Origin of the sequence: Bacteroides sp. 2_2_4 (assembly GCF_000157055.1) — a bacterium.
GTDB lineage: Bacteria > Bacteroidota > Bacteroidia > Bacteroidales > Bacteroidaceae > Bacteroides > Bacteroides ovatus.
Genome location: NZ_EQ973355.1, coordinates 262,404 through 279,674, shown reverse-complemented (window position 1 = coordinate 279,674; position 17,271 = coordinate 262,404). Strand labels below are relative to the sequence as shown.

The window sequence follows — 17,271 nt, the reverse complement described above, 5'->3', positions numbered from 1 at the left end:
ATACCTAATACTTAAACAAATGTCTTTATCACTTTTCATAGCCCGGCGTATCTATCGTGAAAGCGATGGCGGAAAGCAGGTGTCACGTCCTGCGGTCCTCATTGCCATGGCGGGTATTGCTATTGGTTTGGCCGTAATGATTATTGCAGTGGCGGTAGTCATCGGGTTTAAAAGTGAAGTGAGAAATAAAGTTATAGGATTCGGGTCGCATATCCAGATAACTAATTTGGATGCGGTCAGTTCTTACGAAACCCATCCCATTGTGGTAGGAGACAGTATGATGACTGCTCTTGCTGATTATCCGGAGATAAGCCATGTGCAGCGTTTCTCTACCAAACCGGGTATGATTAAGACCGATGACGCTTTTCAAGGAATGGTGTTGAAAGGTGTAGGTCCGGAGTTTGACCCCCATTTTATAAAAGAGTATTTGGTAGAAGGGGAGATTCCTGTTTTCAGTGATTCAGTTTCTACCAATCAAGTACTTATCTCGAAAGCGTTGGCAACTAAAATGAAGTTGAAACTGGGAGATAAGATATATACCTATTATATACAGGATGATATTCGCGCTCGTCGCCTGACGATTGCCGGAATTTATCAGACGAATTTCTCCGAATACGACAACCTCTTTTTACTGACGGATCTTAATCTGGTGAATCGTTTGAACGGTTGGCAACCGGAACAGGTGACCGGTGTGGAATTACAGGTGAAAGATTATGATAGACTGGAAGATATAACCTATGAGATCGCAACTGATATTGACAACAGGCAAGATGAGTTGGGAGGTGTGTATTATGTGCGTAACATCGAACAACTGAATCCTCAAATCTTTGCTTGGCTTGATTTATTGGATTTGAACGTATGGGTGATTCTGATTTTGATGATAGGAGTTGCTGGCTTCACCATGATTTCCGGTTTATTGATTATTATCATCGAACGTACCAATATGATTGGGATTTTAAAAGCATTGGGAGCCAATAATTTCACGATTCGCAGAACCTTTCTTTGGTTTGCAGTCTTTTTGATTGGCAAAGGAATGTTTTGGGGCAATGCCATTGGCTTGGCATTCTGTATCCTTCAGTCTCAATTCGGATTCTTTAAACTTGATCCGGCGACTTATTATGTAGATACTGTTCCAGTTTCTTTTAATGTTTTACTTTTTATCTTGATTAATTTGGGCACTTTGTGTGCATCTGTATTGATGTTGATTGGTCCTTCATTTCTTATCACTAAGATCAATCCGGCAAGCTCCATGAGATACGAATAATCCTCTTTTTTCCTATCTGATTTTTACTGCAAAAATAATTTGGTCTATTGCGTGATGTGGAGTGAATAATATGTCTATATTTGCGCCCAATTTACTTAATATCCTCTTGTAGGTTTAATTTTTAACCATTATGAATAATGTGTTAATCCTGTTGGATAATCTGGATGACTGGAAACCGTATTATGAGACAAGTAGTGTCCTGACTGTTTCCGACTATCTAAAAAACAAGCCGGTGGAGAAAGACCGGAAGTTAGTTATTAATCTTAGCAATGATTACAGCTATAACTCTGAAGGGTATTACTGTTCGCTGCTAGCCCAAACGAGAGGACAGAAAGTCATTCCGGATGTTGATATCATCAACAAAATGGAGGTTGGAACGGGGGTGCGGATGGACCGTAGTCTGCAAGCCCTTTGTTATCAATGGATACAGAAGAATGACATCAAGGATGATATCTGGTACCTGAATATTTACTTTGGCAAATGCCGGGAAAAAGGTCTGGAACGGATTGCGCGTTTTATTTTCGAGAATTACCCTTGCCCATTGTTAAGAGTGGCTTTGAATACTCATCCCAGAAATCAGATCGAGGGCATTCATTTTCTTCCCCTGAATCAGCTTAATGATGCAGAGCAGGATTTCTTTGCCAATACGCTGGATAACTTTAACAAGAAAATATGGCGTGCACCGAAGTCGGCAAAGGCTTCCCGTTACAGTCTCGCTGTATTGGTCGATCCACAGGAGAAATTTCCTCCCAGCAATAAAGGTGCTCTGCACAAATTGACTGAGGTAGCTAAGAAAATGAACATCCATGTGGAGATGATAACCGAAGATGATGCTATCCGTTTGCTCGAATTTGATGCCTTGTTTATTCGTACTACAACTTCGCTCAATCATTATACATTCCATTTGTCACAGTTGGCTGCACAAAACGGAATGGCTGTCATTGACGATCCGTTGTCTATCATCCGGTGTACGAACAAAGTGTATCTGAAAGAACTTTTTGAGAAGGAAAAGATATCTGCTCCCAAGTCTACATTGATTTTTCAATCCAGCCATCATTCGTTCGAACAGATAAGCGAACAGGTGGGCGCTCCTTTTATCCTGAAAATACCGGATGGCTCTTATTCCATTGGTATGAAAAAGGTGTCGAACGAAGAAGAACTGCAAGCCAGTCTGAAGATACTGTTTGAAAAATCGGCTATCTTGTTGGCACAGGCATTTACTCCAACGGAGTTTGACTGGCGTGTCGGTCTATTGAACGGTGTACCGCTCTATGCCTGCAAATATTATATGGCGAAAGGACATTGGCAAATTTACTGTCACTATGATTCGGGCAGAAGCCGTTGTGGATTGGTAGATACGATTCCTATTTATCAGGTGCCTCGTGTGGTATTGGATACAGCTGTAAAGGCTGCCAATCTGATAGGAAAAGGGTTGTATGGAGTCGATCTGAAAATGGTGGATGATAAGGCTTATGTAATTGAAATCAATGATAATCCGAGTATCGATCATGGACTGGAAGATGCCATTATCGGTGATGAAATGTATTACCGCTTGTTGAATCACTTTGAACAAGTGCTAGAAACAAAACATTATTGATTATGGAGCCGATAATCGTCCGTAAAGCACAGCAGGCAGACATTCCCGCTATTTTGGAAATAGAGTGGGAGTGTTTCCGGGAAGACAGTTTTTCAATAGAGCAGTTTGCCTATCTGATAAGCCGTTCGAAAGGAACTTTCTATGTGATGATGGAGGCGGATAGGGTGATCGCTTATGTCTCCCTGTTATTTCATGGGGGAACTCGCTATTTAAGAATCTATTCGATAGCTGTTCATCCGGATTATAGAGGAAGAGGACTGGGGCAGGTATTGATGGACCAGACGATTCAGACGGCCGGTGAATGTAAGGCTGCAAAGATTACGCTTGAAGTGAAAGTGACCAATACTTCCGCTATCGGGCTATATATGAAAAATGGCTTTATTCCAACAGGAATAAAGCCATGCTATTATCACGATGGTTCGGATGCTATTTATATGCAGCGATTGATTTAACAATAAGTCTGTCTTCTCACGAAATCCGGTTTATCTTCTCATGAAATCTCCTTTTCCCCGGAAGAAACGGCAGAGTTTGAACTTCAATGACTGTACAGGTTGGATAAGGTCGAAAACAGGTAACGAGAAATAGTATTTTCGTCCTCCACCCATTTCTTTTGCCGTGCGGTTGATAATGACAGCTTGTACTGTAAAGCGCAGTAACCACATCAGGAATGCGATGCCTGCTACTAGCCAGTGGAAATTAAGTATCCCGAATACGATACCTGCTATACAGGCAATATAGAATAACAAACGGGAGAATGTCTCAAATCCCAGGAGGTAACGCTGTATTCCGTGGTAGAATCTGGCAGTAGCCATATAACTAACCTTTTCTTCTTTCCAATCTTTGTAGCGATATACGGGCTGTATCCGTGTGGTAGCGTTGAAGTCTGTTTCAACACGGGTGTTGGCGGAGGTAGCTAGTTCATTAATGAATAAATCATCTTCTCCACGTTGCAGATTCAGGTATTTGGAGAAACCTTTCTGTTGAAAGAATAGTTCTTTCCGGTAAGCCAGGTTGCGTCCGATACCGATATAAGGTTTTCCGGCTAGCGCGAATCCCAGATAGCGCAAAGACTGGAACAAAGTATCGAATGCAGTACGTTTGTGCAACCATCCCTTTGTGCGGTCGTATCCGCTATATCCCAACACAATTTGGGTCTGCGGAGTGAAATTACGTGCCATCAGTTTTAGCCACTGGTTGCTGGCGGGCATACAGTTTGTTTCCGTAAATACGAGCCAGTCATGTTTGCTGGCTTTGATGCCTAACGTTAGAGCCAGTTTCTTATGACTGATATAGCGTGCACTTTCGGGCGTAAAACTATGATAAAGATGAGGATATTTTTCTTCCATCACTCCCAGTATATCCTCGGTATCATCTGTGGAAGCATCATTGATGACAATCACTTCAAATTGTGGATAGTCCTGTTCCAGAATGGCAGGTAGAATTTTACGAAGATTTTCAGCCTCATTGCGTGCACGGAGAATCACGGAAAGTGGAGGCAGTTCTCGTATGAAATGCACCTCTTCTTTGCCTACAGCTTTATTGTGGACATGTATTCGATTGTACAGGCCGAAATAATAAATGAGCTGGATGATAAAAAGAATACCTGCCACCGATAAAAGAATCAGTTCGACAGTATTGAATGTAAATGTTTCCATCAAATTTTAGTGTCGTTTTTACAGCCGCAAAAGTACACAATTTTTCGGTAGTTTCGTCATCTCGATGGGAGGTTATTTCGCAAGTCGAGATATTCTTTCTTGAACATATCCACAAAAAGAAAGAATAATGAAAGCAGCAACGGACCGAAGATGACTCCCATAAACCCGAATATCGGCAGACCGATGACTACTCCAAAAATAGTGATAAGCGGATGCGTATCCGCCATCTTCTTTTGAAGGATGAACCGGATGAGATTGTCCGATTGCGATACGACGATAGCCCCATAGCCAAAAAGCCCGATGGCGTTGAACCAGTCTCCGCTGATGGCAAGATAAGCGGCTACAGGAAACCATACCAATGCCGTACCTACCATCGGAATGATGGTTGCAAAGCAGGTCAGGAATCCCAGCATCAGTATGTTCGGTGCTCCGAAAAGCAGATAGCCTATCATAGCCACGCCTCCCTGGATGATAGCCAGTAAGGGAATACCGATAGCATTGGAACGGACAATCATATTGATTTCGTGAATGACTTCCTGCGTATTGGTTTCATTAAATGGCAGAATGTCATTGACATAAGCTTCCATCTTTTTTCCTCCAATCAGCATGAAATAAAGCACAAAGATCATGACGAACAGGTTGATGGCAAGGCTGCTGATGCTTTCCATTATAATTTGTCCGATACGGGGAAGTATGGACATGATGAATGACAGCGTATCTTTTCCCAATACATCGTATCCTGTTTTCTCTTTGATGAATTCTGCTACCTGTTGAATAGGTGCAATATAGGTCTGTGGATCCAGATTGATATCCTGTAACTTGTTTGCCACCATCCAGACAGTCAATCCCAAAGGGATAAGAAAGACGAAAATCGTTTCTGCGGTAATCAACAGTGCGCTGATGCTTCGTTTCAGCTTTCGTTTTTCTACCAGATGATTCATCTGTCCGCGTACAAGAATGTAGATGGTGAGTGCTCCCAGCAATCCCCCCAGGAAAGGAGTGATTTGGCGGAAGATGATGACTCCCATAAACAGGATGATGACAATGAGGGAATATTTCCAGTATTGTTCTTTGGTGCTCATATCGTGTAAAATTCGTTTATATGATAATAAACACTCGAAGACCGTGAAAGGTTTGTTTTACAGTGAAATGTCGATATGAAAAATTGTTTTACCGGGACGGCTTTCCAAAATAGACAAATGACCGTTGTGGTTACGGATGATTTGTCGGCAGAGACTTAATCCGATACCGGTTCCTTCGGATTTGGTGGTGAAGAACGGAATGAATATTTTTTCCTGCAGTTCATCGGGGATACCGGGACCATTGTCTGTGACGTCGATAGATATATGCTCGTCCCGATATGCATAAATTTCGATTGCTCCGTCTGTTCTTCCGTCTAACGCCTGAATGGAGTTTCTAAGGAGATTGAGCAGGACTTGGGATAGCTGGTTCTCGTCTCCATCCATGTCGATGAATTCCGGCTGACAGGTAAGTGTGAAATGAATCTGATTTTCCTGAAAATCGGTAGACAGGAGTTCTTGCAGATTTTGCAGGAGGGCTGTTAGTGAAAACCGTTTCCTTTCCGGTTGGGGCAGATAGGAGAGACGACGGAAAGATTCGGTAAATTCCAGCAGGCGTTCACTTTGTGCCTGGATGATATGAAGTCCGCGAAGTGTTTTTTCGCTGTTGTCCGGATATGCGGATAATGTTTGCGACAGGGAGATGATGGGAGCAATGGTATTCATGATTTCGTGGGTAAGCACGTGGCTTAGCTTGTTCCATGATTCACTCTCTTTATCATTCAGTTCATTGCTGATATCCTTGATGGATAAGATGGTAATAGTTTCGTTCTGTAATTTCATCTGGTTTTGAGACAGACTAAGTCGTTCTTTCTTCTCTTTTTCCTGCAGGATAGGTTTCAGTTGGTCGTATTGGGCTAGTTGCTGGCATCCCAATAAAGTCAGTGCGGCACTGTTGGCCATCATTATTTTTCCGGAAGAATCCCATGCCAACACACCGCTAGGGACTTCTTCCAATAGCGAACGGTAGAAATGTTCCTGCTTTGAATATTCAGCTTGAGTTCGGATGAGCAGGGCATTGATACGGTTGAGTGAACGATTCAGCATTTCCTGTTCCCGGCTGACATTGTTTTCGGGGAAATAGAGCATATTGTCTTTGTCTTCTATCGCATCGAAGAAAAGGCGTAATTTTTGGTTGAAAGAGTTTAGCTTATTCACTAATCTTCCAATCTGAAACAAGGAGCAGATAACCAGTAATATCCCTATTACCACTCCTTGTTGGGAAATAATGAGCCATAGACCTGTTCCTGCGGTAGCAAGAATAAATAGGATATGTCCTAATGTGGTCCAATATATATGTCGGCTGAATAGCATACGGCTTAGGGCTTAAATCGTTTCAGTTTATTGTAGAGCGTTTGTCGGCTGATACCAAGTTGTTCGGCCGCAGCAGTCAGGTTTCCATTATTTTGCAAGATGGCCGTCTCGATGGCTTGTCGTTCCACTTCTTCCAGATTGGGCACCGCTTGGACTGTCTGTGGTTTCCAAGTCTGTTTCACCAGAATATCTTTAGGACGTATCACGTTGCTTTCGCATAAAATAACCGCCTTTTCGATGGTGTGTTGCAGTTCCCGGATATTGCCCGGCCAATGATAGGAGCGTAGCTTTTCAATCGTTTGCTCATGCATTCGCATTTCCGGTCGTTGATATTTGGAAGCGAAGCGATGAAGAAAAGCATCGATGAATAATAATAGATCATCTCCCCGTTCTCTCAAAGGGGGAATTTCCAGATGGATGGTATTGATGCGATAGAATAAGTCTTCGCGGAACAAACCTTCTTTAATCATCTCCGGTATGTCTTTGTTGGTGGCGGAGATGAGTCGGATATCAACGGGAATCACTTTGTTGCTTCCGATTCGGGTGATATTTCGGTTTTGTAGTACAGTCAGTAGTTTGGCCTGCAATGCAAGAGGGAGATTTCCGATTTCATCCATAAAAAGCGAACCACCATTGGCGGCTTCGAATTTACCCGGACGGCTTTCATAAGCATCAGTAAACGCTCCACGTTCGTGTCCGAAGAGTTCACTCTCAAAGAGCGATTCGCTGATAGCCCCCATATCGACACTAAGTAACTGACGGGTGTTTCGTGAAGATAAGCGATGTATTTCCCTGGCTAACATCTCTTTTCCTGTTCCGTTTTCTCCGGTTATCAGGATATTGGCATCGGTTTTGGCGACTTTAGTAACTACCTTAATTAGCTGTAGCATTGCAGGGGAATGACCGATCAACATTTCTGACTTATTCAGATTTTCATCACCGGATGCTTTCTGGGTTGATTTGGGAGAGTTTTTATGATGGGTTGGACGATTGTTTTGATAGGCTTCCTTTATTTTCTGTATCAGTATGTGGTTATCCCATGGTTTTAGTAGAAAATCTGTTGCACCATTCTTCAGTGCTTTAACGGCTAATTCTACATCACCGTAGGCGGTTAGCATAATAACGGGCAGTGAAGGGCGGATTTCATGGATATGTTTCAGCCAGTACAGTCCCTCGTTACCATTGTTGATTCCTGCTGAAAAGTTCATATCCAGAATCACAATATCAATCGGAGTGGTAGATAAGATGGTCGTGATTTGATTAGGATTGGCAGCTGTGCGGACTGTGCTGAACACATTCTCGAGTAATAACTCCAGTGAGGCTAATACACTCTTATTGTCGTCTACAATTAAAATCGTTCCTGTTTCCATACGCAAGATTGGGGGCTCTGTCCGTTGAATGTTCCTTTTAAGTTTTCGGGTAAAGGTATCTGTTTTTGATTTTCTTTGCAAGGGAGTGTCCAATAATTAGACGTTTTCATACAAAGTTTATGCTGGAATGAGTCAGAACGAGTTAGAATGGGGTAGAATAGAGGGATTCTCTCGGTAATGTCCAATTATTGGACGTTAGGGCGTTTAATTTTTGGACGGTGGAAGAATTATGTAATTTCTATTTGTTTTATAATCAATTATTTATGATTTGTGGCATTGCATTTGCTTTTATCATCCTGCTATCACACAATCATATATTATAAAGGATGAAAAGATTTCTTTTACTACTATTGCTTTCAGTGCCGGTTTTCCTGCTAGCCCAATCCGCTATGAGTTTGGACGATTGCATTCGTTTGGCTTATAAACAGAATCCGGCTGTACGTAACGGAGTTATCGGCATAAAGGAAACGAAAGCGGATTATATAGCTTCTGTCGGTGCTTTCCTGCCGCACATAGTGGTTAATGCGGAAACAGGCAAACGATTCGGACGTTCGCTGGATCCTGACACCAATGGGTATACCAGTGAATCTTTTGAAGAGGGAACGGTGGGACTCGATATGACACTTTCCTTATTTGAAGGCTTTTCGCGTATCAATCAGGTGCGTTTCCGGAAAATGAACAAAGAACGTAGTGAATGGGAGCTGAAAGAGAAACAGAATGAACTGGCCTATCAGGTGACGGATGCTTATTACAAACTGATTCTGGAGAGAAAATTGCTCGATCTTGCTTTGGAACAAAGCCGGTTGAGCGAAAGGTATTTGAAACAGACAGAGGTCTTCGTGGAACTGGGATTGAAATCAGCTTCCGATTTACAGGAGGTGAAAGCACGCCGGGAGGGAGATATTTATCGTTATCAGTCGCGCGAAAATAGCAGTCGGATCGCTTTATTACATCTGAAACAATTAATGAATATCCAGCCGGGCGACACACTCGCTATTCTGGATACGATTACAGCATCCCAATTACCACCATATTCTGTTTCGACTGTGGAAACTCTATACGCACAATCTATCGAAATATTGCCCTCCATACGTATGATTGATTTGAAACAAAAAGCAGCTCATAAAGAGTATGCGATAGCGGGAGGAGCTTTCTCACCCTCTGTCTTTGCTCGTTTCACCGTCGGTTCCAATTATTATAATACAGCTTTCTCGGCCAGACAATTGCGTGATAATATAGGAAAATATGTGGGTGTTGGCATCTCCTTTCCCCTGCTAAGCGGTTTGCAACGTTTGACCAATCAGCGCAAGCTGAAATTGAATATGTATCGGCTCACAAACGAAGAAGAACTTGAAAAACAACAATTATATACGGATATTGAGCAAACACTCCTTTCTCTTCACACCGGATATAGTGAACATCAGCAGGCATTATCACAACTTGACGCTGAAACACTGGTACTGAAAGAATCCGAACGGAAATGGGAAGAGGGATTGATTTCCGTCTTTCAACTGATGGAAGCCCGTAACCGGTTTATTGCTGCCAAAGCAGAACTGGTTCGTGTACGCTTGCAAATAGAAATGATGATGAAACTAGAAAAATATTATCGACAAGGAACTTTTTTATAAACCATTATGGATACACTTATTGAACGAAAACCCGGCATCAATCGCAAACGTCTTTATTGGGTCGGTGGGGTAATGCTCGGACTTGCTGTGATTGCCTATTTTATTTTCAGAGATACAGCTTCTTCTATGGCAGTGGAGAAAGACCGGCTGACAATTGCTACTGTCGAGCAGGCCGAGTTCAGTGATTATATCCGTGTGATTGGTCAGGTCATGCCTAGCCGGATTATCTATATGGATGCCATCGAGGGCGGTCGTGTGGAAGAGCGCCTGAAAGAAGAGGGAGCTATGGTAAAGGCCGGTGATGTGATTCTGCGTCTTAGCAACCCATTGCTCAATATCGGTATCATGCAGAGTGAAGCCGATCTTGCTTATCAGGAAAACGAGTTGCGTAATACCCGGATTAGTATGGAGCAGGAACGACTGCAACTGAAACAAGAACGTATCGGCCTGAATAAAGAGCTTATCGGGAAGCAACGCCGTTATGAGCAGTATAAACGTTTGGTAAACGAACAACTGATAGCACGTGAAGACTATCGCCAGGCAGAGGAAGAATATATAGCAGCCAAAGAGCAACTGGCTGTTATTGACGAACGTATCCGGCAGGATCATATTTTTCGGGAAAGTCAGATAGGCAGTCTTGACGAGAATATACGTAATATGAAACGGAGCTTGGCATTGGTTCGTGAGCGTTTGGAAAACCTGAAAGTGAAAGCTCCGATTGACGGACAGGTAGGAAACCTGAATGCGCAAATCGGGCAATCTATTTCTGCCGGCGAACATATCGGGCAAATCATCACTTCCGACCTTAAAGTACAGGCACAGATAGACGAGCACTACGTAGAACGGGTACTTCCCGGACTTCCTGCCGACTTTACCCGTGACGGAGGAACCTATAAACTGGAAGTGACTAAACCTTATCCTGAAGTGAAAGACGGTCAGTTTCGTACAGACCTCAATTTTATATCCGAACGACCGGAGAATATCCGTGCCGGACAGACTTATCACATAAACCTGCAATTGGGTGATCCGGCACAAGCTATTCTGGTTCCCCGTGGCGGATTCTTTCAAATTACCGGGGGCCGATGGATGTACGTTGTCGATGAAAGTGGTACATTTGCCACGCGGCGCCCTGTGAAGATAGGACGGCAGAATCCACTGTATTACGAGGTGACAGACGGTTTGTCTCCGGGTGAGAAAGTAATCATATCCGGGTATGAATTATTTGGAGACAATGAGAAACTAATACTAAAATAATGAATAATTATTATGATTAAAACAGAAAAACTATCTATGCTTTTCACCACAGAAGAGGTGCAGACAAAAGCATTGAATGATGTCACCTTACAGGTGGAACAAGGAGAATTTGTAGCGATAATGGGACCGTCAGGATGCGGCAAATCCACCTTGCTGAATATTCTCGGTACATTGGATTCTCCGACTTCCGGTTCTTACTTTTTTGAGGGGAAGCAAGTCGATAAAATGACTGAAAACCAGTTGACTGCTTTGCGGAAAGGTAATCTGGGCTTTATCTTTCAGAGTTTCAACCTGATTGACGAACTGACCGTGTATGAGAATGTGGAACTGCCACTTGTCTATCTGGGTATGAAGACTCTCCAACGGAAAGAACGAGTCAATAAAGTGCTCGAAAAAGTCAACCTGTTACATCGTGCGAATCATTATCCCCAGCAGTTATCCGGCGGACAGCAACAGCGTGTAGCCATTGCCCGTGCCGTAGTGACCGAATGTAAACTACTGCTGGCCGATGAACCTACCGGAAATCTGGATTCGGTGAATGGCATCGAAGTGATGGAACTGTTGAGCGAACTCAACCGTCAGGGAACCACAATCATTATCGTCACCCACTCACAGCGGGATGCGAAGTATGCACACCGGGTCATCCAACTATTGGACGGACAGATTGTAGCCGAAAACATCAACCGTCCGCTGGAAAAGAAAACGTCATCTAAAAACGAAACCGTATGATAGGGAATTACTGGAATAGTGCCTATCGGAATCTGATGAAGCGGAAGAAGTTCAGTTTCATCAATATCTTTGGATTGGCAATCGGAATGGCATCGGCATTACTGATGCTAACCTATGTCACTTTTGAGTTCAGCTTTGATAAAATGCACACGAAATATGCCCATATCTATCGGGTGCAAAGTACTTTTCATGAAGGGGAAGTCCTGACCGATTACTGGGCGACCAGCTCTTTCGGATATGCCTCGGCCATGAAAGAGAATCTTGCCGGAATCGAAGATTATACCCGTATCGCTACCCATCTCCAACCGGAGCAGATTGTGAAATATGGCGAACTGACATTACGGGAGAATCAGATAGCCTATGCCGATCCGGGCTTCTTCCGTCTTTTTGATTTCGAACTTCTGAAAGGGGATAAAAAGACTTGTCTCTCCATGCCCCGGCAAGTGGTAATCACCGAACGTATTGCCCGTAAGTATTTCAAAGATGAAGACCCTATCGGCAAAATTCTGATCTTTACCGGAACGTATGATAAAGTATCGTGCGAAGTGACCGGAGTCATGAAAGAAATGCCCTCCAACTCACACATTCATTATAATTTTCTGATTTCCTATGCCTCTCTGCCTCAATATATGCAGGAATACTGGTATAAGCATGAAGCCTATACGTATGTTTTGCTCGATTCACCGGAAAGAAAAGCGGAGATAGAAAAAGAATTTCCTGTGATGGCGGAGAAATACAAGACAGAGGAAGCACTGAAAAATAAGACGTGGGGCGTGTCTTTAATTCCCTTGGCAGATATACATCTCACCCCACAGATAGGCTATGAGACGGAAACCAAAGGAAATCGTTCTGCTATGATCGCCCTGATTTTTGCGGCTGTCGCTATTCTGGTTATTGCCTGGATTAACTATATCAATCTGACCGTAGCACGTTCGATGGAGCGTGCTAAAGAAGTGGGAGTGCGCAGGGTAGTGGGAGCTTTCCGCCAACAGTTGATTTATCAATTCCTGTTTGAGGCCTTGGTTATGAATCTGATAGCTTTCATATTAGCTGTGGGATTAATAGAACTGGTTCTTCCACATTTCAACCAATTGGTAGGACGTACAGTTACGTTTTCTGTCTGGTTCATGGATTACTGGTGGATTTTGCTGGTTCTCGTTTTTATAGCCGGAATATTTATTTCCGGGTATTATCCGGCATTGGCTTTGTTGAATCGCAAACCTATAACCTTGTTGAAAGGGAAGTTTTTGCATAGCAAGTCAGGCGACCGAACCCGTCAGGTACTGGTGGTTGTCCAGTATACAGCTTCCATGATTTTACTTTGTGTTACATTGATTGTTTTTGCACAGCTGAATTTTATGCGCAATCAATCTTTGGGAGTGAAAACCAGCCAGACATTAGTGGTTAAGTTTCCGGGACATACAGAGGGGCAGAATATCAAGTTGGAAGCAATGAAAAAAGCAATCGCGCGTCTTCCTCTGGTCCATCGGGTTACTTTTTCCGGTGCCGTGCCGGGCGAAGAAGTGGCCACATTCCTTTCCAATCGTCGCACCAATGACGCTTTGAAGCAGAACCGTCTTTATGAGATGCTGGCTTGTGATCCTGATTATGCGGATGCATACGGTTTGCAGATAGTAGCCGGAAGAAGTTTCTCCGAAGAATATGGTGATGATGTCGATAAACTGGTGATTAATGAAACAGCTGTACGTAATCTGGGATTTGCTTCCAATGATGAGGCGATAGGCGAGTTGGTAACAGTGGAATGTACTGATGCGCCGATGCAGATTATCGGAGTGGTGAAAGATTATCATCAGCAGGCGTTGAGCAAGAACTATACACCTATCATGCTGATTCATAAAGATAAAATTGATTGGTTGCCCCAGCGTTATATCTCTGTTGTGATGGCTTCCGGAAATCCCCGTGAACTGGTATCTCAAGTGCAAGAGATCTGGAATCAGTATTTTGCGGATTCCAGCTTTGATTATTTCTTCCTCGATCAGTTCTTCGACCACCAATATCGGCAAGACGAGGTTTTCGGAGCGATGATCGGTTCGTTCACCGGATTGGCAATCTTTATTTCCTGTCTCGGACTTTGGGTATTAGTCATGTTTTCCTGTTCCACCCGCACCAAAGAGATGGGAATACGTAAAGTGTTGGGAGCTTCCCGCTGGAATCTTTTCTATCAGTTGGTCAAAGGATTTTTCCAGTTGATTTTGATTGCAGTTGTTATAGCTCTTCCGGTAGCTTGGTTTAGTATGAATGCCTGGTTAAGCCATTATGCTTTCCGTACCGATCTCAAAGCGTGGTTCTTTATAGTACCTGTATTGCTGATGTTGTTCATTTCATTTGTGACAGTGGCTTTCCAGACAATGAAAATAATAATGAGCAAACCTGCTCGTTCATTACGATATGAGTAATCTCTGAATCTACTCCATCGGATATTCGTTAATATCCGATGGATTTATGTTAAATGTTAACGAAACTGTTACTTCTATTAAACCATGTTATAAGATACGCTACTTGAGCCTGAAAATTTGGAGATATGCAGAAAGTCCGTATCTTTGCAATGTGTTTTTCATAGTATTAGATTTAAGGTTAACAAAAGATTGGCTGTCTGGGATAGATAGCCTTTTTTTATGCTTTTTCCCAAGCAAAAATATAGCGTCACTATCCGGTCGGGATGGTTACCCTATCCCACGAATATACCGTCACTATCATAAGTGGATACCGTCACTATGTTTAAAATGAATTTTTCTATCCTTTCTGTTATTCTATTATTCTCATCCTATCGTGAGTTGTCAATAAAATTCCAATATGCTTATTAGTTGAAATGGTGATTTGGTAAATTGTTGATATTTAATTGATTATATGACTTGTATTTTGGTTTAAAACCAAAGCCCCGTTCCTTTAAAAGGAACGACCCGTTTCTCGGTGTGCAACGATGTGTTTCTCACCGAGGAACAAGACATGTACTTTAATTAAGTCGTGAAACTAGCTTAAATGTTCGTTTTTTTATTTCCACAAAGAAAAAAGGTACAAGATATAACCTTGATTTTTATATGTGATTTTGGCTGTATCTTTAATTGCTTATCTTTATATTTGCGCATAAAAGTATAAATATGATGAAAACTCTATTTATTAGGATACTTCGCTTTTTGATGCTTCTGATATTTATTGCTTCGTGTGGCATTGGATATGTTATCTACGAAGATACACTGACTGCCTGGTGGATACCTCTTGGAATGGCGCTTTTGATTGCTCTTGTTACTATCCCATTCTATAAGAAATGGATATGGCTGACAACCGTGGATGGTAAAGTAATTAATTGTTTGTGTCATCTGGCTTGCATCGGTGCCATCAGTTATGTCTTGTTTCTTGGCGGTAATTATTGGTTTGCCGATCCTGCTTCCACACACGAAGAAACAGTGATGGTACAGAAAAAATATGTGGAAACACATAAGAAGACCCGTAGAGTAGGCAGGCATCGTTATGTTTCGGATGGCATACGTAAGGAATACTATCTGCAGGTAGCTTTTGAGAATGGAGCTGTGGAAGAGCTGCATGTGTCACTTTCCACTTATAATAAGGCCAAGGCAGGTGCATCGAAGATACTGACTTTACAAAAAGGCTTTTTCGGATTACCGGTGATTACAAAAGGACTTTAATCAATCATTATGATATAGATATGGAAAATAGAGAATTGTATGAAAGAATGTTGTCGGGGACTATGTATAATGATTTGTCTACAGAACTGGTTCAGAGAAGAGAACAAGTCGTTTTTCTGACTAATGATTATAACTCTACTTATGGAAAACCCAAAGAGGTTCGTGAAGCATTATTACGCAATTTGTTGAAAGGCATTGGGGAGAATGTTCACTTCGAACCCAATTTCCGGTGTGAGTTTGGATTTAATATCACTATAGGAAACAACTTCTTTGCTAATTTTGATTGCATCATGTTGGATGGGAATCTTATTACAATAGGGGATAATGTATTGTTGGGACCACGTGTGGGATTGTACACAGCAAATCATGCACTTGATGCCCGGGAACGCATTATGGGAGGTTGCTATGCACATCCGATTGTAATAGAGGATAATGTCTGGATTGGTGCAGGCGTTCATATTATGGGTGGTGTTACCATTGGGAGAAATTCGGTAATCGGAGCAGGAAGTGTAGTGACTAAGGATGTGCCGGAAAATGTAATCGCTGCAGGAGTGCCATGTAAAGTAATTCGGGAGATCACGGATAAAGATAAGACCGACTTTTTAGGGTAGGTTGGCGTGTGCTATTAAAAAAAGTCACATCACTTTTAGAGGATATAAATCGTTCTGAAAGTGATGTGTCTTTTAAAAAGAGCTTCTTCTTTAAGTGAAATTCCATAGTTCGGATGATTTTTCGTCTTACCAATTTTGTGTTTTGTCTACAAACGGGATGTATTCGTCTCATTTCAAAAATCGGCAATCTTCTATACTCTATCTTCGTGACGAAATAAAAACAGAATAAAATCATGAAGATGAATAAAACTAGATTATTAGAAAAAATATCTATTCAGTCGGGTATCTCCGCAGATGAATGCAGCACAGTACTCAAAACCTTTGAAAGAGTTCTTGGTGAAGAGTTAACCCGAAAAACACATCGTTATGGCGGGTGGATACTTTTGTTGGTTGCTTTGTTGGTATCCGCAGTGGCTTTTAGTCAGACACCGCAGAGAAAAGGTCGGCCGGTACAGACAATCCGGGGAATGGTTATTGACGGGGATTCAAAACACCCGATACCGTATGCAACGGTGAGATTATCCGAAAAAGAGGGAACAGGTACGATAACAGACAGTCTCGGGCGTTTCAGCATACCACAGGTTCCTGTTGGACGGCATACGGTAGAGGCAGCCTTTATGGGATATGAACCGGGTATTTTCAGAGAGATACTGGTAACTTCCGCCAAAGAGGTTTATTTGGAAATTCCTTTGAAAGAAAGTGTAAACGAACTCAATGAAGTAGTGATTCGTGCCAGGACCAATAAAGAGGAAGCGATGAATAAGATGGCTACTACTGGAGCCCGTATGTTGAGTGTGGAAGAAGCGAGCCGCTATGCCGGAGGTTTTGACGACCCTGCCCGTTTGGTATCTTCCTTTGCCGGAGTGGCCCCCAGTGTATCTTCCAATGGAATATCCATTCATGGCAATGCTCCCCATCTGTTGCAGTGGCGATTGGAAGACGTTGAAATTCCGAACCCGAATCACTTTGCGGATATTGCCACATTGGGTGGAGGGATACTTTCATCTCTTAGTTCGCAGGTATTGGGTAATTCCGATTTTTTTACCGGAGCTTTTCCGGCAGAATATGGAAATGCGGTATCTGGTGTGTTTGATATGAAATTGCG

The 17,271-nt window shown here is 42.5% G+C and carries 14 protein-coding genes; 10 read left to right on the top strand and 4 right to left on the bottom strand.

The genetic code is table 11. The features are described from left to right. The first annotated feature begins 19 nt into the window (after positions 1 to 19). The 3 genes from BSCG_RS25965 (at position 20) to rimI (ending at position 3,313) form a co-directional block, all read left to right on the top strand. Positions 20 to 1,264, top strand: a complete 1,245-nt coding sequence (locus BSCG_RS25965; RefSeq protein ID WP_004300622.1) for an ABC transporter permease — start codon at positions 20 to 22, stop codon at positions 1,262 to 1,264. A gap of 130 nt (positions 1,265 to 1,394) precedes the next feature. Then, complete coding sequence (locus BSCG_RS25970; protein ID WP_004311241.1) at positions 1,395 to 2,861, top strand: RimK family protein; 1,467 nt, start codon at positions 1,395 to 1,397, stop codon at positions 2,859 to 2,861. A gap of 2 nt (positions 2,862 to 2,863) precedes the next feature. Further along, a complete protein-coding gene (gene rimI / locus BSCG_RS25975; RefSeq protein WP_004311240.1) occupies positions 2,864 to 3,313 on the top strand; it encodes a ribosomal protein S18-alanine N-acetyltransferase in 450 nt (149 codons plus the stop codon). A 30-nt stretch (positions 3,314 to 3,343) separates the two neighbouring features. Here the strand turns inward: rimI and BSCG_RS25980 are convergent, their stop codons facing one another. From BSCG_RS25980 to BSCG_RS25995, 4 genes are read right to left on the bottom strand one after another with little or no spacing between them, the layout of a single operon-like run. Beyond that, entirely contained in the window at positions 3,344 to 4,516 is a 1,173-nt protein-coding gene (locus BSCG_RS25980) for a glycosyltransferase (RefSeq protein ID WP_004311239.1), read from the bottom strand. A gap of 56 nt (positions 4,517 to 4,572) precedes the next feature. Next, complete coding sequence (locus BSCG_RS25985) at positions 4,573 to 5,598, bottom strand: AI-2E family transporter (protein ID WP_004300618.1); 1,026 nt, start codon at positions 5,596 to 5,598, stop codon at positions 4,573 to 4,575. A gap of 57 nt (positions 5,599 to 5,655) precedes the next feature. Beyond that, on the bottom strand, positions 5,656 to 6,909 hold the full coding sequence (locus tag BSCG_RS25990; RefSeq protein WP_004300617.1) for a sensor histidine kinase: 1,254 nt from the start codon (positions 6,907 to 6,909) through the stop codon (positions 5,656 to 5,658). Between the two features lie 5 nt (positions 6,910 to 6,914). Beyond that, positions 6,915 to 8,279, bottom strand: a complete 1,365-nt coding sequence (locus BSCG_RS25995; protein ID WP_004300616.1) for a sigma-54-dependent transcriptional regulator — start codon at positions 8,277 to 8,279, stop codon at positions 6,915 to 6,917. Positions 8,280 to 8,605: 326 nt separating this feature from the next. Between BSCG_RS25995 and BSCG_RS26000 the strand changes: the two genes are divergently transcribed. The 7 genes from BSCG_RS26000 to BSCG_RS26030 all read left to right on the top strand — a co-directional run. Next, entirely contained in the window at positions 8,606 to 9,907 is a 1,302-nt protein-coding gene (locus BSCG_RS26000; RefSeq protein WP_004311236.1) for a TolC family protein, read from the top strand. Positions 9,908 to 9,913: 6 nt separating this feature from the next. Beyond that, positions 9,914 to 11,161 carry an efflux RND transporter periplasmic adaptor subunit gene (locus tag BSCG_RS26005; protein ID WP_004300612.1) on the top strand — a complete coding sequence of 416 codons (1,248 nt, stop codon included), beginning with the start codon at positions 9,914 to 9,916 and terminating at the stop codon, positions 11,159 to 11,161. Positions 11,162 to 11,173: 12 nt separating this feature from the next. Continuing rightward, positions 11,174 to 11,890: an ABC transporter ATP-binding protein gene (locus tag BSCG_RS26010; protein ID WP_004304173.1), complete on the top strand. Its 717-nt coding sequence runs from the start codon at positions 11,174 to 11,176 to the stop codon at positions 11,888 to 11,890. Then, entirely contained in the window at positions 11,887 to 14,307 is a 2,421-nt protein-coding gene (locus tag BSCG_RS26015; protein WP_004300610.1) for an ABC transporter permease, read from the top strand. The genes BSCG_RS26010 and BSCG_RS26015 overlap by 4 nt, the downstream gene beginning before the upstream one ends. A 702-nt stretch (positions 14,308 to 15,009) precedes the next feature. Next, positions 15,010 to 15,555 carry a DUF2500 family protein gene (locus BSCG_RS26020; RefSeq protein WP_004311234.1) on the top strand — a complete coding sequence of 182 codons (546 nt, stop codon included), beginning with the start codon at positions 15,010 to 15,012 and terminating at the stop codon, positions 15,553 to 15,555. Positions 15,556 to 15,575: 20 nt separating this feature from the next. Next, positions 15,576 to 16,166 (top strand): sugar O-acetyltransferase, encoded by a 591-nt coding sequence (locus tag BSCG_RS26025; RefSeq protein ID WP_004300595.1) that lies wholly within the window; start codon positions 15,576 to 15,578, stop codon positions 16,164 to 16,166. Positions 16,167 to 16,399: 233 nt separating this feature from the next. Then, the coding region (locus tag BSCG_RS26030; RefSeq protein ID WP_008774639.1) for a TonB-dependent receptor at positions 16,400 to 17,271 on the top strand (872 nt) is incomplete at its 3' end.